The 18,644-nt window shown below is 64.1% G+C and carries 18 protein-coding genes, 2 tRNA genes and 2 riboswitches; of the genes, 7 read left to right on the plus strand and 13 right to left on the minus strand.

Going from position 1 to position 18,644, the window contains the following annotated elements; all coding sequences use genetic code 11:
* Window positions 1-45 precede the first annotated feature (45 nt).
* The 10 genes from KDB76_RS10710 to nhaR all read right to left on the minus strand — a co-directional run bounded on the left by KDB76_RS10710 (window position 46) and on the right by nhaR (window position 12,641).
* Window positions 46-822 carry a ParA family protein gene (locus tag KDB76_RS10710; RefSeq protein ID WP_024086669.1) on the minus strand — a complete coding sequence of 259 codons (777 nt, stop codon included), beginning with the start codon at window positions 820-822 and terminating at the stop codon, window positions 46-48.
* A 228-nt stretch (window positions 823-1,050) separates the two neighbouring features.
* Window positions 1,051-2,622, minus strand: coding sequence for a sensor domain-containing diguanylate cyclase (locus tag KDB76_RS10715; protein ID WP_038409256.1), 1,572 nt, complete (start codon window positions 2,620-2,622; stop codon window positions 1,051-1,053).
* A 78-nt stretch (window positions 2,623-2,700) separates the two neighbouring features.
* Window positions 2,701-3,180, minus strand: a complete 480-nt coding sequence (locus KDB76_RS10720) for a hypothetical protein (protein WP_023661090.1) — start codon at window positions 3,178-3,180, stop codon at window positions 2,701-2,703.
* Window positions 3,181-3,393: 213 nt separating this feature from the next.
* Window positions 3,394-4,734 carry an OprD family porin gene (locus KDB76_RS10725; RefSeq protein ID WP_024086672.1) on the minus strand — a complete coding sequence of 447 codons (1,341 nt, stop codon included), beginning with the start codon at window positions 4,732-4,734 and terminating at the stop codon, window positions 3,394-3,396.
* A gap of 16 nt (window positions 4,735-4,750) precedes the next feature.
* On the minus strand, window positions 4,751-5,539 hold the full coding sequence (locus KDB76_RS10730) for an ABC transporter ATP-binding protein (RefSeq protein ID WP_038409257.1): 789 nt from the start codon (window positions 5,537-5,539) through the stop codon (window positions 4,751-4,753).
* Complete coding sequence (locus tag KDB76_RS10735; protein ID WP_024086674.1) at window positions 5,536-6,552, minus strand: iron ABC transporter permease; 1,017 nt, start codon at window positions 6,550-6,552, stop codon at window positions 5,536-5,538. Before KDB76_RS10735 ends, KDB76_RS10730 begins: the two co-directional genes overlap by 4 nt.
* The gene (locus KDB76_RS10740; RefSeq protein WP_024086675.1) at window positions 6,552-7,562 is read right to left on the minus strand and encodes an ABC transporter substrate-binding protein; all 1,011 of its coding nucleotides are present in this window, start codon (window positions 7,560-7,562) and stop codon (window positions 6,552-6,554) included. Before KDB76_RS10740 ends, KDB76_RS10735 begins: the two co-directional genes overlap by 1 nt.
* A gap of 110 nt (window positions 7,563-7,672) precedes the next feature.
* Window positions 7,673-7,871, minus strand: a riboswitch (cobalamin riboswitch).
* Window positions 7,872-7,899: 28 nt separating this feature from the next.
* Window positions 7,900-9,066: a DUF1624 domain-containing protein gene (locus KDB76_RS10745; protein ID WP_023662580.1), complete on the minus strand. Its 1,167-nt coding sequence runs from the start codon at window positions 9,064-9,066 to the stop codon at window positions 7,900-7,902.
* Window positions 9,067-9,269: 203 nt separating this feature from the next.
* On the minus strand, window positions 9,270-11,396 hold the full coding sequence (locus tag KDB76_RS10750; RefSeq protein ID WP_024086676.1) for a TonB-dependent receptor: 2,127 nt from the start codon (window positions 11,394-11,396) through the stop codon (window positions 9,270-9,272).
* Between the two features lie 108 nt (window positions 11,397-11,504).
* A riboswitch (cobalamin riboswitch) is annotated at window positions 11,505-11,713 on the minus strand.
* A 34-nt stretch (window positions 11,714-11,747) separates the two neighbouring features.
* A complete protein-coding gene (nhaR, locus tag KDB76_RS10755; RefSeq protein WP_024086677.1) occupies window positions 11,748-12,641 on the minus strand; it encodes a transcriptional activator NhaR in 894 nt (297 codons plus the stop codon).
* Between the two features lie 134 nt (window positions 12,642-12,775).
* Here nhaR and KDB76_RS10760 point away from each other — a divergent pair, with 134 nt between their 5' ends.
* Both KDB76_RS10760 and KDB76_RS10765 read left to right on the plus strand, forming a co-directional pair.
* Window positions 12,776-13,015 carry a hypothetical protein gene (locus KDB76_RS10760; RefSeq protein ID WP_013971991.1) on the plus strand — a complete coding sequence of 80 codons (240 nt, stop codon included), beginning with the start codon at window positions 12,776-12,778 and terminating at the stop codon, window positions 13,013-13,015.
* Between the two features lie 29 nt (window positions 13,016-13,044).
* A complete protein-coding gene (locus KDB76_RS10765; RefSeq protein WP_003260907.1) occupies window positions 13,045-13,797 on the plus strand; it encodes a TerC family protein in 753 nt (250 codons plus the stop codon).
* A gap of 131 nt (window positions 13,798-13,928) precedes the next feature.
* On the opposite strand, the gene KDB76_RS10770 is transcribed toward KDB76_RS10765, so the two are convergent.
* Window positions 13,929-14,105: a hypothetical protein gene (locus tag KDB76_RS10770; protein WP_015269782.1), complete on the minus strand. Its 177-nt coding sequence runs from the start codon at window positions 14,103-14,105 to the stop codon at window positions 13,929-13,931.
* A 165-nt stretch (window positions 14,106-14,270) separates the two neighbouring features.
* Here KDB76_RS10770 and KDB76_RS10775 point away from each other — a divergent pair, with 165 nt between their 5' ends.
* On the plus strand, window positions 14,271-15,005 hold the full coding sequence (locus KDB76_RS10775; RefSeq protein WP_013971993.1) for a peptidase C39 family protein: 735 nt from the start codon (window positions 14,271-14,273) through the stop codon (window positions 15,003-15,005).
* A gap of 120 nt (window positions 15,006-15,125) precedes the next feature.
* On the opposite strand, the gene KDB76_RS10780 is transcribed toward KDB76_RS10775, so the two are convergent.
* Complete coding sequence (locus tag KDB76_RS10780) at window positions 15,126-16,409, minus strand: FAD-binding oxidoreductase (RefSeq protein WP_013971994.1); 1,284 nt, start codon at window positions 16,407-16,409, stop codon at window positions 15,126-15,128.
* A gap of 203 nt (window positions 16,410-16,612) precedes the next feature.
* Between KDB76_RS10780 and KDB76_RS10785 the strand changes: the two genes are divergently transcribed.
* The 4 genes from KDB76_RS10785 (at window position 16,613) to KDB76_RS10800 (ending at window position 18,299) form a co-directional block, all read left to right on the plus strand.
* A tRNA-Val gene (locus KDB76_RS10785) sits at window positions 16,613-16,689 on the plus strand.
* A 166-nt stretch (window positions 16,690-16,855) separates the two neighbouring features.
* Window positions 16,856-16,932: transfer RNA gene (locus KDB76_RS10790), tRNA-Val, on the plus strand.
* A 131-nt stretch (window positions 16,933-17,063) separates the two neighbouring features.
* The gene (locus tag KDB76_RS10795) at window positions 17,064-17,633 is read left to right on the plus strand and encodes an SPOR domain-containing protein (RefSeq protein ID WP_003260952.1); all 570 of its coding nucleotides are present in this window, start codon (window positions 17,064-17,066) and stop codon (window positions 17,631-17,633) included.
* A gap of 240 nt (window positions 17,634-17,873) precedes the next feature.
* Complete coding sequence (locus tag KDB76_RS10800) at window positions 17,874-18,299, plus strand: HD domain-containing protein (RefSeq protein WP_003260953.1); 426 nt, start codon at window positions 17,874-17,876, stop codon at window positions 18,297-18,299.
* Window positions 18,300-18,311: 12 nt separating this feature from the next.
* Here the strand turns inward: KDB76_RS10800 and KDB76_RS10805 are convergent, their stop codons facing one another.
* On the minus strand, window positions 18,312-18,554 hold the full coding sequence (locus KDB76_RS10805; RefSeq protein WP_003260955.1) for a DUF1654 domain-containing protein: 243 nt from the start codon (window positions 18,552-18,554) through the stop codon (window positions 18,312-18,314).
* Between the last annotated feature and the right edge of the window lie 90 nt (window positions 18,555-18,644).

Consider the following 18,644-nt stretch of genomic DNA (forward strand, 5'->3'; position numbering starts at 1 on the left):
GCTTCGGCCTTGATATTTTGCGGCGCTTTGCGCCCCGGGGTTCTGTCAGGCCGCGCGCTCCAGTACATCCAGCAAATCGACGAACTCCAGCGCCAATTTGTGCCGCGGCGCCAGGTGCACCAGCGGCACTGAGGTATGGTGCGACTCACGCATCTTGATCGAATGGCTAAGGTATACCGGCAGCACCGGCATGCCCTCGCTGCGCAATTGCTCGACCAGGGTCTGGTGCAGTGCGGTGCGCCCGGCGAACTGGTTGACCACCACACCTTCCACCTGCAACGCCGGGTTGTGGTCCTGGCGCAGTTCTTCAACCTCGGCCATGACGTTGTGCAGGGCCTGGCGCGAGAAACTGTCGCAGTCGAACGGAATCAACAGCCGCTCGGCCGCTACCAGCGCGCTGAAGGTATAGAAGTTGAGCGCCGGTGGGGTGTCGATGTAGATCCGCTCGTAGTCCTCGCCCAGCTCCACCAGCAGCTTGCGCAGCTTGTTGATCTTGAACTTGCGATCCAGCTTCCCTTGCAGGTCGCTGAGGTCGGGGCTGGCGGTGACCAGGTGCAGGTTGCGGTAGCGGGTCTCGGTGATCGCCACCCGGTGCTTCTTGCCGGCAGCGGTGACCGGCGACAAGGTCTGGCGGAAGAAATCGGCGATGCCGGAAGGAATAGCGTCATTGACCAGCCCGGTCAGGTAGTAGGTGGCATTGGCCTGCGGGTCGAGGTCGACCAGCAAGGTCCGGTAGCCTTCGGCGGCACTGGCTGCGGCCAGGTTGCAGGCGATGCTGGACTTGCCGACGCCACCTTTCTGATTGAAAACCACGCGACGCATCAGACGTTCATCCATGAAGTGAAAATGTCAGGTTGGGGTCAATCCTATGACTGTAACAAGACAGTTTCATGACAATGAATGTTACAACCTGCCCATTCATTATTGTGTGTTCCGGCCCTTTCGCGGGTGAACCCGCTCCTACAGGTTATGCACCGCCCTTGAGGGCTGCGGGGTACCTGTGGGAGCGGGTTTACCCGCGAAGAGGCCGGAACAGGCAAGCAAGGGCGCTCAGGCAACAACCACCCGATTGCGCCCCTCCTGCTTGGCCCGGTAAAGCGCCCGGTCAGCCTCGCTGAACGCATCCCCCGGTTCGCTCTCGGCCTCGCCATCCCAATGCGCCACCCCCAGCGACACCGTCACCGCGCCCACCGGCTCCACCGGCGTATCCTGCACCGTTAGCCGCAGCCGCTCGGCCACCCCTGCCGCAACTTCCAGGCTAGCCCCCGGCAGCAGCATCAGGAACTCCTCGCCGCCGGTGCGGCACAGCAGGTCACCCTCGCGGCAGCAGCGGCGCATCAGCTCCGCCAACCGGCGCAACACCTGGTCACCCACCTCGTGCCCGTGGCAGTCGTTTACCCGCTTGAAATGGTCGACATCCAGCACGATGGCCGCAAACGGCCGGCCTTCGGCTTCCAGCAACGACAGGCTGAACTCCAGGCTGCGGCGGTTGCCCAGGCCGGTCAGCGGGTCGGTCTGGGCGTCGCGGTTGAGCCGACCGATGCGCTCATGCAGCAGGTTCAGCCCGAACAGCAGCGCGCGCTTCAACTCGGCCGCCTCGAAATACCAGGCCGGTACCCGATGCAGGCGTTCGGCAGTGCCGGCCCGATCCATCGAGCGGGCGCCGGCGGCCAGCTGCCACAGCGGCCGAGCGATGGTCATGGCCAGCCACCACAGCAGCATGCTGCCCACGAGAGCCAACGGCGCGGAGGTGCCGACCACGTTGAGGATCAGATGGCTCAGTGGCATCACCGTCTGGGTCAGCGGCTGCTGCGCCACCACGCCCCAACCGGCGCTGGGCACGGTGGCGTATCCGGCGAGCATTTCCACGCCGAGGCTGTTGGTCAATTGCCGGGTACCATTGCCCAGGCCCGCCAGCTGGTCGATCAGTGCATTGCCCTCAACCACCGTACCCACCCGCTGACTGTCGGGGTGGTACAGCAGACGGCGGTTGCGGTCGACCACGTACAGGTAGGAACCGTCCTTGTAGAAATGCTCGCCCAGCAGGCTGTTGAGAATGTTGTGTTCACGCAGGTACAGGCTGCCGCCGACATACCCCAGGTAGCGGCCGTTGCTGTCGTAAATGGGTTGCGACAGCGCTACCACCAGGTTGTTGGCCGCCGAAATGTAGGGCGTCGACACCAGTGGGCGGCGCGCCTGTAGCGCCTCCTGGACACCGGGAGAATGCATGTGCCTGCCGACCAGGTGCCGCAAGGGGGCGGGAGAAACCGCCAGCAGCACCCCGTTGGCATCGATCACGAACGTGGAATTGAAGGCCATGCTCTGGCTCAGGACACGCTCGGCCTCCGCCTGCAGGGCGACGGCGTCACCCAGCTGGCGGCCTTGCACGCCCGCGCTGAACGACAGCTGTTGCAAGGCGTTGCCGATAAAAGTCTCGGTAATGCTGGCCAGCTTCATCGCATACACCCGGTTGGCTTCCAGGGCGTGGTCGATCAGCAATTGGCGTTGCACCCGGTAGCTGGCGAAATAGCTGGCGCACAGCATCACCACGGCGGTAAGGGCGCAAAGCACCAGAATGAGTGTGCGTAGATCCAGGCGCAATCCGTGCTTGGTGTGTGACAATCCTGACCTCGAGTGATCAAAAACCGGCTACGAAATGTGGGCAACATTACGCGTTATGGGCGCAGTGGGGAACTGCGTTCAGGAGCCTGCGTTTTCCAGCGCGTCCAGCTCGTCTTCAACCTGTTGCATGCGCTGCTGCGCCAAGGCCTGCACCTTTGCGTCGCGGGCCGATTCGCGCATCAGGGCAGTGAGCTTCTCGCTCAGGCGTTTGCCGGCCTCGGTGTCTTCCAGGGCGTGGGCCTTCGCCGGGTCCTGGGTGGCCTCGACGATGGTGGCGAACTCGGCATCGCTGAAGTTCTTTTCGCTGTACAGGCGGAACAGGTCCTGGCGCTGGTCCTCGACCGTCAGGTGCTTGCGCAGCACGCCCTGGATGGTCGCCTGCGATAGCTGCGGGTGCGTGCGGCCGAGCAGCGCGGCCATGCGCTCGATGTTGTGCGTGTAGGCATCCTGCAGCGGCAGCTGGGCCAGGATCTGTTCTTCGCGGGAGGGTTTCTGGTCGCAGGCGGTGAGGGCTGCAGTCAGCAGCAGGGGCAACAGCAACTTCTGGAGGCGAGGCATGGTGTGGCCTGGTTGGGCAGTGAGTGCTGCCGATTATACGGCAGTTGTGGTTGCCTGATGTATTTTGGGGGCCGCTGTGCGGCCCATCGCGACACAAGGCCGCTCCCACAAGGCCGTCACAGGTTTCTGAAGGTGCATTGCACCTGTGGGAGCGGCCTTGTGTCGCGAAAGGGGCGCGCAGCGGCCCCAGGATTTTTCAGGTCACGAGAAACATCAGAACCCACCCCCCAACGGCCATTCCACCGCCAAGCGTATCTGGTCCCCATCCAGCTCCGCCTGTGCCGTATTGCCCCGATGCACGTTATGCCGCAGCGAAAACGCGGTGCCTTTGGCCTTGCCGCTCTGCACCACATACCGTGCCTCCAGGTCGCGCTCCCAATGCTTGCCCCCCTTGCCATACCCCAGGTAGGCATACCCTCCCGCAGGGTCGACATGGGTACCGTCGATATCGAACCCGCGCACGTACAACGCCGTCAGGTTCAACCCCGGCACGCCGTAGGCGCCCATGTTCAGGTCATAGCGCGCCTGCCACGACTTTTCGTTCGGCGCGTTGAAGTCCGACATCTGCACCGCGTTGGCAATGAAGATCGCCCCTCGGGTCACGTAGTCGAATGGCGTGTTGCCGTCCACCTGCTGCCAGCCCAGGCTGAAACCGTGCGGCCCATGGTCGTAACGCGAGACCAGGCTCCAGGTGGTGTTGTCGATGCGCCCGGACAGCGCCTTGCCGGTGTCGGTGGTGCGGTAAAGGTTGAGGTCGAGGGTGAGGCTGCGGCGCTCATCCAGGGCATGGCTTAGGGTGCTGCCCAGGTAATGCTGGTTCCAGCTGTCCTGGTAACGTGAGGTGTACAGGCTGCCGCTGAAGGCGGCGCCGGGGTTCCACACCACGCCGGCCAGGTCGAAGCTGTTGCCTTGGCGGCCATTGGAGTAGTTCACCACGAAGCCTTGGTCGTGGCTGGATGCATTGCGGTCGGCGTTTTCGTTGAAGTGCCCGGCCACCAGCCTGAGGTCGTCGAACTCGGTGCTGTCAAGGAAGAACCCGGTCGCTGTCTCGGGTAGCAGGCGGCTGTCGGATGAACTGAACACCGGGGTCTTGACCCGTTGCTCACCGTAGGACAGCACGGTATCGGCCATGCGCAGTTTCAATGCTGCGCCGGCACGGCTGTATTCGTTCTTCGGGTGCCCCTCGTTATCCACCCCGAGCAAGCGTGCCTTGCCCACGCGCCCGCCGCCGCTGTCGAGTTGCACGCCCAGGTAGGCGTGGGCGTCGACCCCGACACCGATCAGCCCCTGGGTGAAACCGGACCGGAAGGTGCCCATCAGGCCATAGGCCCATTCCTCGGCCTTGCCGCTACGTTCATCGCGCGGCTTGTAGGCGTTGCGCCCGGCACTGTTGCGCCCGCCATGCTTGTAGTCGCGCTGGTCGAATACGCTGCGGTTGAGCAGGCTCCAGCGGCCATCCTCGACAAAACCGTTGCTTTGCGATTGGGCGGAGTCGGCCAGCGCAGGGGGCGCGAGCAGGGCGCTGGCGAGCAGCAGGGCGACAGGGCGCGGCATAGGCAGAACTTCCTGTTCAGGGGGCGCGCAAACGCAAGATGTGCGCGCCGTCGAAGGGGTCGATGAGGTAGTGGGCATGCACGCCGAAAGTGTTCAGCAGGCGCTCGGGGGTGAGCACCTCGAGCGGTTTGCCGAGGGCGACCAGTCGGCCTTTGTCGAGCACCGCTACGTGGTCGCAGGTGAGCGCCTGATTGAGGTCGTGCAGGGCCACCAGGGTGGTCACCGGCAAGGCCTGCACCTGTTGCAACAGGCTCAGCTGGTGCTGGATATCCAGGTGGTTGGTCGGCTCGTCCAGCAGCAGCACCTGCGGCCGCTGTGCCAGGGCTCGGGCGATGTGCACCCGCTGGCGCTCGCCCCCGGACAGCGACCCCCAAAGGCGTGCGCGCAGGTGCAAAGCGTCGAGGTCGGCCAGGGCCTGCTCGACGATCGCGCGGTCTTCCCGGGAGAACGGCGCCAGCACCGACAGCCAGGGGGTGCGGCCCAGGGCAACGGCATCGAACACGCTGATCGCATCGAGGGTGTCGGCCTGCTGTTCGACCAGCGCCAAGGCCTGGGCTACACGGCGGCGGGGCAACTGTGCCAGCGGTTCGCCCAGCAACTGCACGCTGCCGTTGCCTGGCTTGCGCAGCCCGGCCAGCACCTTCAGCAGCGAGGACTTGCCGGAACCGTTGGGGCCGACGATGCCCAGGGTTTCACCGGCGACAACGCTCAGTTCGATATCGCTGAGCACGGTATTGCCGGCCAGTTGCAGCCCCAGGTTCTGGCAACTCAAGGGGGCCAGCTGTAGCGCCGTCATGACCGTCATGGGCGCCCCCGGCGGCTGACCAGGATCAGCGCGAAGACCGGTGCGCCGAGCAGAGCCGTGACTACGCCCACGGGGATCACCTGGCCAGGGATCAAGATGCGCGACAGGATGTCGGCGGCAATCAGGAACAGTGCTCCGCCCAGTGCGCTGGCGGGCAGCAGGCGGCTGTGCCCGGGGCCGAGCAGCAGGCGCAGGGCATGGGGGATCACCAGCCCGACAAAACCGATGGCGCCGACGATGGACACCATCACCGCGGTCACCAGCGCCGCGCAGCTGATCAGCAGCAACTGGGTACGCCGCACCGGGATGCCCAGCGACGCCGCCGAGTCGGCACCGAAGGTGAAGGCATCCAAGGCACGGCGATGCCACAGGCACACCAACAGCCCGAACAGTACAACTGGCACGGCCAGCCACACCGAAGGCCAACGTACGCCACTGAGGTTACCCAGCAGCCAGAACAGGATGCCGCGCGCCTGCTCGGCGGTGGCCGACATGGTGATGAGGAAGGCGGTAAGGGCGTTGAACAGTTGCGAGCCGGCGATCCCGGCAAGGATCACCTGGGCATTGTTGCTGCTGGGGCCGGCTGCCCGGGCCAGCAACAGTACCAAAGCGAACGCTGCCAGGGCACCGATGAACGCGCCGCCGGACATGCTCAGCGCCAGGCTGCCGAAGCCCAGCAGGCCCACCAGCACCGCACCGGTCGAGGCGCCGGCAGACAGCCCCAGCAGGTAAGGCTCGGCCAACGGGTTGCGCAACAGTGCCTGGAGGATCACGCCGCAGGTGGCCAGGCCGGCGCCGCAGGCCGCGGCAACCAGGGTGCGGGGCAGGCGGTAGTTCCAGACGATGCCGGCGTCGATCGGGTCGACCGGGTAGCCGGCCTGCCACAGTTGGTTGGCCAGTACCTGGCCGACCACGCCGGGCGACAGGTTGGTTTCGCCGATGGCGGTGCCGGCCAGCAGGGCCGCCAACAGGGCGGCCAGGGCAACGGCGATGCAGGGTAGCAGGCGCATCATCACTGGGCTGCTTTGCCGCTGGCGAAGGCGGCGGCCAGTGTCTGCAGGCCGCTGAACAAGCGAATGCCGGCCTGCATGGCGTCGGCGTCGAGGATGATGATGCGGTCGTGCTTCACCGCGTCCATGTTGCGCGTTACCGGGTCGCTACGCAGGAATGCCAGCTTCTTCTGGTAGTCGTCGGCGGGGTAGCGGCGGCGGTCCATGCGGGCAATGATCAGCCAGGTGGGGTTGGCCTTGGCCAGGGTTTCCCAGCCTACGGTCGGCCATTCTTCGCTGGACTCGACCACGTTGCGCACGCCAAGGGTGCGCAGCATGAAGTCGGCGACCCCCTGACGGCCCGCCACATAGGGGTCGATGTGCAGATCGGCGCTGGAGAACCAGAACAGCGCCGAGGTGGCGGACAGGTCGTTGTCGGCCAGTTGCGCCTTGGCACTGTCCAGGCGGCCTCTGAGCTCGGCATTCAGGGCCGTGCCACGGTCCTGCACGTCGAAGATTGCCGCCAGCTGGCTGACGCTCTTGTAGATAGTGTCGACCTGGAACGCCTGCAGGCGGGTGCCATCGGCACCCACCAGGTTGTCCTTGCCTTCGCAGTCCGATGGCAGCAGGTAGGTGGGGATGCCCAGTTCATCGAACTGTTCGCGGGTGGCGACCGCCCCCTGGGCACCGACCATCCATTCGAACTGCACCGTCACCAGTTGCGGGCGCTTGCCCACTACCGCCTCGAAGCTGGGCTCGTTGTCGGCCAGGCGCGGCACCTTGGCGTTCTGCACCTGATACTCGGGCAGCACATTGTTGAACCACAGCGAGGTGGCCGCCAGTTTGTCGCCCAGCCCCAGCGCGTAGAGCATCTCGGTACTGGCCTGGCCAATGGTGACCGCGCGTTGCGGCGCCTGGGCGAAGGTTTGCGGCTTGCCGCAGTTGTCGACCGTCAGCGGGTAGTGGGTGGCAGCAGCCTGGGCCAGGCCGGTGAGGCCGAGGCCGGCGAGCAGGGTGGCAAAACGGGGCAGCATGCTGGGCGATCTCCTATCGGACAGTTCGGGTGAGGAACGCACGGACAGGCATCGCCGAGCCCCCGCTGGCGGCAGGGGCAACACTGATGGCCAATCCCGGACACCCCGCCGGTTGGTGAATGTAGGCCGGCAGGTCTCCTGACTGGTGCGTCATGGCCTGGCTCCGGCCTTCCCGGGTTCGTGGCCCAGTGGCATCGATGGAGCAGGCTCGGCACCTACAGTTGCGGGGGCAGTTCCGTTTGGCCCGAATTGGCGGGCCTGGGATTCCCTATTGATTCCGTGGTGGAAACCGGCGGCCGGCATGGTAGACCATCGTGCCGCCGGGTGAAAACGCTTTTCAGAAGTACTTCAGCCAGGTGATGTCGCGCCGCCGCGCCTTCAGGCGGGCGAACCAGCGCACCGGCAGGTACAGCGAAACCGCCAGCAGCACTGCCCCCAGCCACACGGCGGCGATGCCGTCGAAGCCGAAGTAGTCGCCATGGTTGCGGCCGAACAGCGCCACGCTGGCCAGGTACAGCAGCTTCAGCACATACAGGTGCAGCAGGTAGAAGAACATCGGTGCCGCGCCGAACACCGCCAGGGCACTGATCCAGCGAGCCTGGCCGGCGCGTTCGAAGGCGCGCAGCAACAGCAGGCCACAGCCCAGGGTCAGGGCCAGGAACAGCAGCGATGGCGGGTACTTGGTGATGTTGAAGAAGCTCATCAGGGTTTGCGTGACGGTCGGGTAAACGCTCCATGGCGCCTCGCCGTAGCCGTTGACCAGGCGCAACACGACAAAGCCCAGCAGCGCGATCAGCCCGGCCAGCAGCAGGCGATGCTGGCGTTGGCCGGCCTCGCTCGCGCGGGCGAACCAAGGGCCCAGGCCGTAGCCCAGGGCGATGACCCCGATCCACGGCAGCACGGGGTAGGAGGTGCGCAGGCGCAGGCTTTCGGAGAACTCCAGCCAGCCCCGGTCATGCAGGATCGCCCATGGCACGTGCAGGGCGGATTCGACGCCGAAGTGCAGACCATCGAGCAGGTTGTGGCCGGCGATGATGATTGCGCCCACGGCGATCAGGGCGGCACGTGGCAACCACACCAGCAGCGACAGGGCGATCATGCTCACGCCGATGGCCCAGATCACTTGCAGGTAGATGACGCTGGGCGGTAGCTGGAAGGTCCAGGCGAAATTGACCAGGGTGAACTCCAGCACCACCAGGAACAGCCCGCGCTTGAACAGGAACGCCGAGACATCGCCGCGGCCCTGGTGTTTCTCGCCGTACAGCCAGGCTGAAAGGCCGGTCAGCAAGACGAACACCGGCGCGCACAGATGGGCCAGGGTGCGGCTGAAGAACAGCGTGGGCTCGGTGGTATCAATGGCCATCGGGTCACTGACCTGGCGGTGCAGAAAGAAGGTTTCACGAACGTGGTCCAGGAGCATGAACAGGATTACCAGGCCGCGCAGGGCGTCGATGCTCTGCAGGCGCTGGGTGAGCAGGGTGGGGGTGGCACTGGCGCTTGTCATGGGAGGTCGCTGATAGGAATGGATGTCAACTGAAACGTTATCTTATAACTAAAGTGTGACGGGACGGTAGATGTTTTTGTGCTACCTGTGCCGGCCTCTTCGCGGGTAAACCCGCTCCTACAGGGATATCACAGAATTCGAATACGGTGAGGTCCCTGTAGGAGCGGGTTTACCCGCGAAGAGGCCGGTGCAGGCAGTTCAGATCAGAAGCTGTAATCCACCGTCGCAAAGTACGACCGTGGCATCCCCATCAGCCACTGCTGGCCACTGAACGCCGACTGCACATACTCACGGTCGAACAGGTTGTTCAACTGCAACCCTAGCCGCACATCCGGCAACACCTGCCAGCCGATGTCGGCATCCACCACGGTGTAGCCGGGGGCGCTCTGGGTGTTGGCGGTATTGGCATAGCGCTCGTCCACATAACGCGCGCCAATGCCGGCCTTTAGCCGCTGGCCGAAGCCTTTGCTCAGCCACAGGTTGGCGGTACGCCGCGGGACATTGGCCGGGCGATTGCCCGCACGGTCCTGCGCCACGGCACCGATCATTTCGTCGAAGTCGTCGTACCTTGCGCGCACGATCGCCGCATTGGCCGACACCTGCCACTGGTGCGCCAGCGCCAGTTCCAGGGTTGCCTCCAGGCCATCGGACGTCTGCTGGCCAGCCTGCTGCTTCTCGTGGGTGACCGGGTCATCCACCAGCAGCTTCTTCTTGACGATGTGGTAGGCCGCCAATGTCCATTCGCCACGCCCTTCCCAGAAGCGCTGCTTCAGGCCCACTTCGGTCTGCCTGGCCTCGGTCAGGTCGTAGTGCATCTGGTTGGCGCTGAGGCTGATGAGGTTGTCGACCCCATCCTCGCTGGTGGAGTACTGGCCATACAGCGACAGGTCGTCGCTGACCGCAAACACCAGCCCGGCACGCCAGTTGCCGCCTTGCAGGCTGCGGTCGCTGCGGCTGTCGGTGGTCAGTTTTTCCTGGTCGATGTGGTTCTGGTCGCGGCGCACGCCGGTGACCAGCGACAGGCGATCGCTCAACTGCAGGCGGTTTTCGGCAAACAGGGCAAAGGTGTGGGTGGTGGACAGCGTTTGCGGGCGTAACGGCGAGGCGCTGTGGAACCAGCCTGGTTGCGGCTGCCACGGGTCGACGTAGTCACCGCCCACATCGTTGTAGGGCGCGTTGCTGTCGACGTTGAAGCGGACCTTGTTGTACTCGGCGCCGACCACGGTCTTGCTGGCCAGGCCAAACAGCCTGTGGTCGAGGGTGAAGGCTTGTCGGTCGCCGAACTGTTCCTGGTTGTGCTTGATCTGCAGATAGCTGCCGCGCAGCAGCTGCTGGCGCCCTGCATCCCAGCTGTACTCCTCGGCATTGCGCCAGTGACGGCGGCTCTTGATGTAGTACAGCTGATTGCTGGCGCTGAGGTGATCGTTCAACGTCCAGTCGGTATTCAGGCGGGTCCATTCATCGACGTAATGCTGCACGTCGTCCTGCACGTTGTAGTTCTTCTTGCGCAGGCTGCTGCGGTAGTGGCCGTCGATCAGCGGGGTGCCGTAGTAGTTGGCAGGCTGCGCATCGCCGCGGTCGTGAGCGAGGGTGAAGCTGAGGTCGTCGCTGGCATCGAAGCGCAGCGCGGCGCTCAGCGCCAGGCTGCGTGACGGGGTGCGGTCGACCCAACCGTTACCGGTTTGCTGGTTCAGGGCCAGGCGGTAGCTCAGGCGCTCACCGAGGCTGCCGCCGCTGTCCAGGCCGAGCTGCTGGCGGTCCCACGAACCGTAGCCCAGGCGCAGGTGGTTGCGTACCTCGCCGGCAAACGGCTTTTTCGGGATCACGTTGACCACCGCCCCGGTGGCGCCTTCGCCATACAGCACCGAAGCCGGGCCGCGAATGACATCGATGCGCTCGACCATCCACGGGTCGACCGGGAACGTCTGGGTGCCGGCACCGGTGTACAGGCGTGCGCCGTCGAACAAGGTCATCACCGAGCCGTGCCCGGTAAAACCGCGGGCGGACAACCCCGTGCCGCCGTCGCCCGGGGAGCCGATGTAGCTGATGCCCGCTGAGCGGGTCACCGCGTCCTGCACGGTGAGGTTGTTGCGCTGCTGGATCTGCTCGGCGCTGATGCTGCTGGTGCTGGCCGGTGTCTCCAGGGCGCTGAGGCCCAGGCGCGAACCAGCCTGGGTCGGTGTGGCCAGGTCGATGGCGTGGCTGTCGAGCGTGTCGGTGATGGCCGTGGAAGGCAGGGCCAGTGGTTGTCGCTCGAGGTCATCGGCCAGGGCCGGCAGGGAAACGGCCAGGCAGGCCGCCAAGGGGTGAAGCTTGAAGATACGGGACATGTCGTTCCACTACTGCAGGAATGAATGGATCCCGGTGGAAAACACGCAAAGGCGCACCGTGCACGCAGGCGCACGCACGGATACCGGCCTGCGCCCGCCCACCGCGGGTTGCCAAGTGAAGCTCCAGGCCGGTCTCCGGGCTTGCGAGGGGCATGAAACCTTCACCTTCCCATGCAAGTGCACAGTGGTATCTCGAAGGGTTCGCTCGCTTACCGTTGCGGGGGCAGCGCCGGACTAGTCGTGGGCAACACGACGCACCGGCTTCCCGTTTCACCCTGCGCGCGGCGGCGCAGGGCACCTGAAACTGGCGGGCATATGACCATTGAAACGCGGGGGCGTCAATTCTGCCGGCTACCAGTGGAACAACTCTCGTCGTGCCCCCTCGGTAATCGCCACGATCCCCGGGTGCTTGACCTTGCGCTCCACCGAAATGGCATAGAACGACTCGTGCACCGCCTCGGTCTGCCCGATCAGCTCCACGCCATATTGGCGGCACACCTCCTGGGCGATCACGCTGGGCGCGACGAAGATGCCGCTGCCCGACTGCCCGAATGCCTGCATCAAGGCACTGTCATCGAACTCGCCCACGATCCGTGGCTGCACCTGCTGCTCACCCAGCCAGCGCAGCAGGCGGCTGCGTACCACGGTTTCCTGCCCGGGGATAAGCAATGGCGCATCCTGCAGGCAGGCGGGGAAGGGGCCTTCCAGGCGGTGTGCCAGCGCCGGGGTGGCGAAGAAGCTCAACCCGCATTCGCCCAGTTTCTGGCTATAGCCCTTGATGTCCAGGTGGCTGGGCATGGGGCTGTCGGAAATCACCAGGTCCAGGCGCTGGATCGCCAGGTCGGCCAGCAGCCGTTCGAGCTTGTCTTCGCGGCAGTTGATGCGCAGCACGTCGTCCAGCTCCATGGTCGGTGCCAGCAGGCGGTAGACGATGGACTTGGGTACCACGTCCGCCACACCCACGCGGAACAGGATCTGCTCCTGCGGGCCGGCCCGCAGCATGGCCTCCAGTTCGCTTCCCAGCTGGAACATCTGCTCGGCATAGATCAGCGTCTGGCGCCCGGTTTCGGTCAGTTCCAGCTGGCGCCCCACGCGCTGGAACAACTCCAGGCCGTAGGTCTGTTCGAACAGGCTGATCTGCCCGCTGATGGTTTGCGGGGTCAGGTTCAACTGTTCGCTGGCGCGGGCGATGCTGCCGGTCTTGGCCACGGCCCAGAAGTAGTGCAACTGCCGATAGTTGAGCATCGGTATCGTTCCGGATTCGTAAAAACCGAAGTATAACCGCTGAAAATACGAATTTTCCGGATGTGTTGCGCTCTTTAGAATGCGACTCCATCAGGCGCCGTGTGCGCCGCCGGAACATGAAAAGCGAGGAACCCATGCTGCAACTAAAATCCATCGGCACGCCGCTGGTGCTGGCCTTGGCCCTGTTCACCCTGGCCGGTTGCGAGCAGGCCGAGAAATCCGCCCAGCAGATGCTCGACCAGGCCGCACAGTCGGCCAAGCAGGCCATCGACGACACCAACAAGGCCGCACAGCAGGCGTTGAGCGAGGCCATCGGCAGCGAAGGGCACAAGCCCAAGGACGCCTACAAGAAAGAAGACACCCAGGAAATCTGACCCCCAACCGCTGCTGCAGGATTTGAACAATGGAATACTTGCTGGAACTCGTCGCTAGCCCTACCGCCTGGGTTGCCCTGGCTACGCTGGTGGCCATGGAAGTCGTGCTGGGCATCGACAACCTGATCTTCATCTCCATCCTGACCAACAAGCTGCCGGTGGAGTACCGCTCCAAGGCGCGCCGTATCGGTATCAGCATGGCCCTGGTCATGCGCCTGGCCTTGCTCAGCACGGTGGCCTGGATCGTCCAGCTGACCGACCCGGTGTTCGAAGTGTTCGGCAATGCCTTCTCCTGGAAGGACGTGATCCTGATTGCCGGTGGCCTGTTCCTGCTGTGGAAGGCGACCAAGGAAATCCACGAGAACGTCGACCCGCACGGGGCCAAGGAAGAAGCCAAGGTGTCGTCGACGGTTACCCTGGGCTTTGCCGCGGCGATCTTCCAGATCCTGCTGCTGGACATCGTCTTCTCGGTCGACAGCATCATCACCGCCGTGGGCATGACCGAGCACCTGCCTATCATGATCATTGCCGTTATCACTGCCGTGATCGTCATGATGGTGGCCGCCGACCCGTTGGCCAACTTCATCAACGACAACCCGACCGTGGTGATGCTGGCCCTGGGCTTCCTGATCATGATCGGCATGACGCTGATCGCCGAAGGTTTCGGCGCCCATGTACCGAAGGGTTATGTGTACGCGGCCATGGCCTTCTCGACGGCGATCGAGATCCTCAACATCCTGGCCCGTCGGGCACGGTTGAAGCGTGAGGCGGCTGAAGGTTGATGTGAAAAAGCGGGGCGCTTGCGCCCCGTTCGCGGGTGAACCCGCTCCCACAGGTCCCCGCCGTTTCTGAAGGCAGCGGAGGACCTTGTGGGAGCGGGTTCACCCGCGAATGGGCCTCGGAAATCTCTGAATCAGTGCACCCCGGCATGCCGCCGCGACCGGCGCACAGGCTGTGGCTTGGCGGGGGCCTGCGGTGGCAGGTGGTGGTGGGAATGACGCCGCACGATACGCAGTACACCCCATAGCATGGCGGCTGCAACGCTCAGCCACATGCCAACCAGCATGAGGATTGCCATGGTCAGGCTCATCTGTGCCTCCATCTCTACGGGCCGCGCTCGGTCGCCGACGCTGGCCTTCCAGACACTGCTTTAGTCTAGTCTTTCGCCTGTGACGTTCCATTGACCAAAGGTCTATTGCTTGGTCCGATTTGCTCCTAAGCGGTGTCGGACTATACCCGCGCCGCTGTCCGACCTATGATCGGTGGCCAGAGCCGGGCGCTGCCTGCCCGGCGTTGGAGCAAGCGAGTGTCCATGCAGCAACCTTCGTTCAAGACCATCCCTCGTCGGCTGCTGGCTGCCTGCCTGGTTGCAGCCAGCCTGGCCGGTTGCGCCAGCGCACCCTCCGGCAACCTCAAGGGCCTGCCGCAGCGGGTCGAGATCAGCAGCGTGCCGTTCTACCGTGGCAACGCCAACCACAGCGGGGCCATGGCATTGGCGGCGGTGCTGTCGCAACAGGGGGCTCCGATCACGCCGGGGCTGCTGGACAAGCCGCTGAACCTGCCGCAGGGCGCCGAGGCGCTGGACACAGGCATCCCACGGGTGGCGCGCGACTACGGCATGGTGGTGTATCCGCTGGACAAGCAGCTGGACGCGCTGTTGACCCAGGTGGCGGCGGGCAACCCGGTGCTGCTGCGTTACGAGGATGGTTCGGCCTGGTGGAGCGAGCCACGCTACGCCGTGCTGATCGGCTACGACCGCTACAAGCAGCGGGTGCTGTTGCGCTCGGGCATGCACCGGCGGCAGTTGATGGCGTTCGATGATTTTGCCTCGGCGTGGGCGAAGCTTGGGAGCTGGGCGGTGCTGGTACAGCCACCTCGGCAGCTTCCAGCCCAGGTGGACCGCCAGCGCTGGTTGCAGGCTGCCGATGAACTGGCCCGGGCGGGGCAGGAGATTGCGGCGAAGCAGGCTGTGAGTAGCCTGAACAAATAGCTTTGTCTGTACCGGCCCTTTCGCGGGTAAACCCGCTCCCACAGGAAACCCGCTGCCCTCAGGTCCAGTGATGTCCCTGTGGGAGCGGGTTTACCCGCGAAGAGGCCAGCCCTGCCTACATCAGAAGCCCAGGCGATCGCGCAGGCTGTAGTACCAGGCGCCAATGGCGCTGAACGGCACGCGCAGCATCTGGCCACCCGGGAACGGGTAGTGCGGCAGGCCGGCGAAGGCGTCGAAACGCTCGGCCTGGCCACGCATGGCCTCGGCCAGCACCTTGCCCGCCAGGTGGGTGTAGGTCACGCCGTGACCCGAGCAGCCCTGGGAGTAGTAGATATTGTCGCCGATACGGCCAACCTGTGGCAGACGCGACAGGGTCAGCAGGAAGTTGCCGGTCCAGGCGTAGTCGATCTTCACGTTTTTCAGTTGCGGGAAGGCCTTGAGCATCTTCGGACGGATGATCGCCTCGATGTTGGCCGGGTCACGCGCGCCGTACACCACGCCACCACCGAAGATCAGGCGCTTGTCGCTGGTCAGGCGGTAGTAGTCGAGCAGGTAGTTGCAATCCTCGACGCAGTAGTCCTGCGGCAGCAGGGTGCGCGCCAGTTCGTCGCCCAGCGGTTCGGTGGTGATCACCTGGGTGCCGCATGGCATGGACTTGCTGGCCAGCTCCGGCACCAGGTTGCCCAGGTAGGCGTTGCCGGCGACGATGATGAACTTGGCGCGGACCTTGCCCTGCGGGGTGTGCACCACCGGGTTGGCGCCGCGCTCGATGCGTACGGCCGGGGTTTGCTCATAGATGATGCCGCCCAGCGACTCGACCGCAGCGGCTTCGCCCAGGGCCAGGTTCAGCGGGTGGATGTGGCCGCCGCTCATGTCCAGCATGCCGCCCACATAGTTGTCGCAGGCGACCACTTCGCGGATGCGCTTCTGGTCCATCAGCTCCAGCTGGTTGTGGCCGAAGCGTTCCCACAGGCGCTTTTGCGACTCCAGGTGGCCCATCTGCTTGCTGGTGAGGGCAGCGAACACGCCACCGTCCTTCAGGTCGCACTGGATGTTGTACTTGGCCACGCGCTCACGAATGATGCGCCCGCCTTCGAAGGCCATGTGGCCCAGCAGTTGGGCCTGCTTGGGGCCGACGGTGCGCTCGATGACGTCGATGTCGCGGCTGTAGCTGTTGACGATCTGGCCGCCGTTGCGGCCCGATGCGCCGAAGCCGACCTTGGCTGCTTCGACGATGCTGACCTTGAAGCCGTTCTCCAGTAGGAACAGGGCGCTGGACAGGCCGGTGTAGCCGGCGCCGATGATGCACACATCGGTTTCCACCTCACCCTGCAGCGCCGGACGTGGCGGCACCGGGTTGGCCGAGGCGGCGTAGTAGGACTGGGGGTAGGGGGTGTTAGCCATGCTGCAGGAACCTCGTGTTTTATATTTTTAACGAATGTACCGATGCTATCAATAATAATAAACACCCGCTAGTCGTCCGTTGAAAATCCTTTACTCGGTCCCCGCCAGCGCACTTTTCTATAAAGAGTTTAAGATTCAGTAAGTTAGCGCGAAAAAAAGTGTTGACAGGGTTTTTGGAATGGGTAGAATGCGCACCACACGACAGGCACATAGCTCAGTTGGTTAGAGCACCACCTTGACATGGTGGGGGTCGTTGGTTCGAGTCCAATTGTGCCTACCAAATCGAAGAAGGGGTGATCCGCAAGGGTCACCCCTTTTTTCATTGGGTTCTCGCGGCCTGGTGCTGCGCAGCAGGCCCTTATGCACGAATTCGCAAAGTTTTTGATTTTTCTGAAAAAAACGCTTTACAGGTACGCATTTGATCACTAATATGCGCACCACACGACAGGCACATAGCTCAGTTGGTTAGAGCACCACCTTGACATGGTGGGGGTCGTTGGTTCGAGTCCAATTGTGCCTACCAAATCGAAAAAGGGCGATCAGTAATGATCGCCCTTTTTGCTGTGCGCATGAAGCAGCGTGTAACGTTTGGTCGCGGTTCGGGGCATTGCCCGGCGTGCTAGAATCCGCCCCTTCGAATCTGGAGGTACACGCGTGCGCAAACTGGCTGTGGTAATGGCAGTGCTCGCCCTGGCGGGCTGTGAGAACGAGGTCGAAGGCGTGCACAAACAGGTGGCCGAACACCTGCACAACCCCAAGACCGCCAAGTTCGGCAACGTTCGGATCGACACCCAGGGCACCATTTGTGGCCAGGTCCGTGGCAAGGATGATGCCGGGCAGTACGAGGCCTACCGCAGCTACGTGGCCATCAAGCGCGATGGCCAGTACGAAATCATCGTCGACGACAGCGGCAACAACCTGCGCATCCGCGAGATGTGCGGCGGCGCCGAGCTGCAGCGCCGCGCCGAGGCCCTGGCTGGCCAGCCGGCCCCGCAAGGCTGGGATGTGGAAGTGATCCAGGGTGCAAACATGGGCGCGCTCAGCGACATGACCGCACGCCTGATCGAAAAGGGCATCCCGTCCTCGGTGGAGTACCGCGACGGCAAGCCGGTGGTGCTGATGGGGCCATTCCCCACCCGTGAGGAAGCCGAAGCGCGCAAGGCCGAGGTGATGGCCAAGCTGGGTACCGATTCGGTGGTGATTCAGCACGGCGCAGCGCGCTGAAAACTCTGTGTGAGTGGGGGCTGTAGGAGCGGCCTTGCGTCGCGACGGGCTGCGAAGCAGCCCCACAGAATCTGCTGTGATGCCGAAATCCCGGGGCTGCTTCGCAGCCCGTCGCGACGCAAGGCCGCTCCTACAGGGCGTGCGCCAGCTTCCGGATTTCGAGCAGTCACACGCGCGCTAGACATTGTCCGCACAGTTTTGGCTATGCTTGTCAGGAAGAAGCCGAACGGGGAGGGCCTCATGTCTACACTGGAGCGGGCCATTGCCGTGGCCGCCAGGGCGCATGAAGGGCAATACGACAAGGGTGGGGCCGCTTATATCCTCCACCCGCTACGCGTGATGATGCGGGTTTCCACAACCGAACAACGGATTGTCGCGGTGCTGCACGATGTGATCGAAGACACCCCGCTGACCCTGTCCGACCTGGCGCGCGAGGGTTTCGCGCTGAAAATCCTTGCCGCCTTGCTGGCGCTCAGCCGCCGTGAGGGCGAGGCCTACCAGGACTTCGTGGTGCGCCTGGGCGGTGACCCGCTGGCGCGCACCGTCAAGCTGGCCGATCTGGCCGACAACAGCGACCTTTCGCGCATCCCGTGCCCAGGCCCCACCGACCTGGCGCGGCTGGCGCGTTACCGCGAAGCCAGCGCCTACCTGCAGGCCTTGGCTTGAGGCTGAATGCAGTCAGTCTTCCTTCGGTACCGTCCAGAAAATCTGCACGCCGCCATCGTCGCGGTGGGCGAGGGTGACGTTATCGTTTTCGGCGATTTCCTCTAGCAGGGTTTCCCAATCTTCCGGGGTTTCCTGCTCCAGACGGAAGATCAACGCCGCACGGCTGCGCTGGGCAGTGGGGCTGTTGATGATTTTCTGAATGCGCATACCCAGTTGTTCATAGCTGCTTGGGGTGGCGGAGGCGGTGCTGGACACAAGTGTTTCCTTGTTTTTGCTGTATGCGCATACAGTATTTCACTGTAAGTAATTTCGCAACAGTCAGACAGCAAACGCCCCGCCTGGGCA

The organism is Pseudomonas sp. JS425 (genome assembly GCF_018223845.1).
GTDB classification, from domain to species: Bacteria; Pseudomonadota; Gammaproteobacteria; order Pseudomonadales; family Pseudomonadaceae; genus Aquipseudomonas; species Aquipseudomonas asiatica.

Coding starts and splice junctions, on each gene's coding strand:
- KDB76_RS10750 (WP_024086676.1), bottom strand. CDS start 11,396: ATGTCCCGTATCTTCAAGCTTCACCCCTTGGCGGCCTGCCTGGCCGTT.
- KDB76_RS10725 (WP_024086672.1), bottom strand. CDS start 4,734: ATGCCGCGCCCTGTCGCCCTGCTGCTCGCCAGCGCCCTGCTCGCGCCC.
- KDB76_RS10740 (WP_024086675.1), bottom strand. CDS start 7,562: ATGCTGCCCCGTTTTGCCACCCTGCTCGCCGGCCTCGGCCTCACCGGC.
- KDB76_RS10720 (WP_023661090.1), bottom strand. CDS start 3,180: ATGCCTCGCCTCCAGAAGTTGCTGTTGCCCCTGCTGCTGACTGCAGCC.
- KDB76_RS10775 (WP_013971993.1), top strand. CDS start 14,271: ATGATCGGTGGCCAGAGCCGGGCGCTGCCTGCCCGGCGTTGGAGCAAG.
- KDB76_RS10780 (WP_013971994.1), bottom strand. CDS start 16,409: ATGGCTAACACCCCCTACCCCCAGTCCTACTACGCCGCCTCGGCCAAC.
- KDB76_RS10735 (WP_024086674.1), bottom strand. CDS start 6,552: ATGATGCGCCTGCTACCCTGCATCGCCGTTGCCCTGGCCGCCCTGTTG.
- KDB76_RS10730 (WP_038409257.1), bottom strand. CDS start 5,539: ATGACGGTCATGACGGCGCTACAGCTGGCCCCCTTGAGTTGCCAGAAC.
- KDB76_RS10745 (WP_023662580.1), bottom strand. CDS start 9,066: ATGACAAGCGCCAGTGCCACCCCCACCCTGCTCACCCAGCGCCTGCAG.
- KDB76_RS10770 (WP_015269782.1), bottom strand. CDS start 14,105: ATGAGCCTGACCATGGCAATCCTCATGCTGGTTGGCATGTGGCTGAGC.
- nhaR (WP_024086677.1), bottom strand. CDS start 12,641: ATGCTCAACTATCGGCAGTTGCACTACTTCTGGGCCGTGGCCAAGACC.
- KDB76_RS10710 (WP_024086669.1), bottom strand. CDS start 822: ATGCGTCGCGTGGTTTTCAATCAGAAAGGTGGCGTCGGCAAGTCCAGC.
- KDB76_RS10800 (WP_003260953.1), top strand. CDS start 17,874: ATGTCTACACTGGAGCGGGCCATTGCCGTGGCCGCCAGGGCGCATGAA.
- KDB76_RS10760 (WP_013971991.1), top strand. CDS start 12,776: ATGCTGCAACTAAAATCCATCGGCACGCCGCTGGTGCTGGCCTTGGCC.
- KDB76_RS10765 (WP_003260907.1), top strand. CDS start 13,045: ATGGAATACTTGCTGGAACTCGTCGCTAGCCCTACCGCCTGGGTTGCC.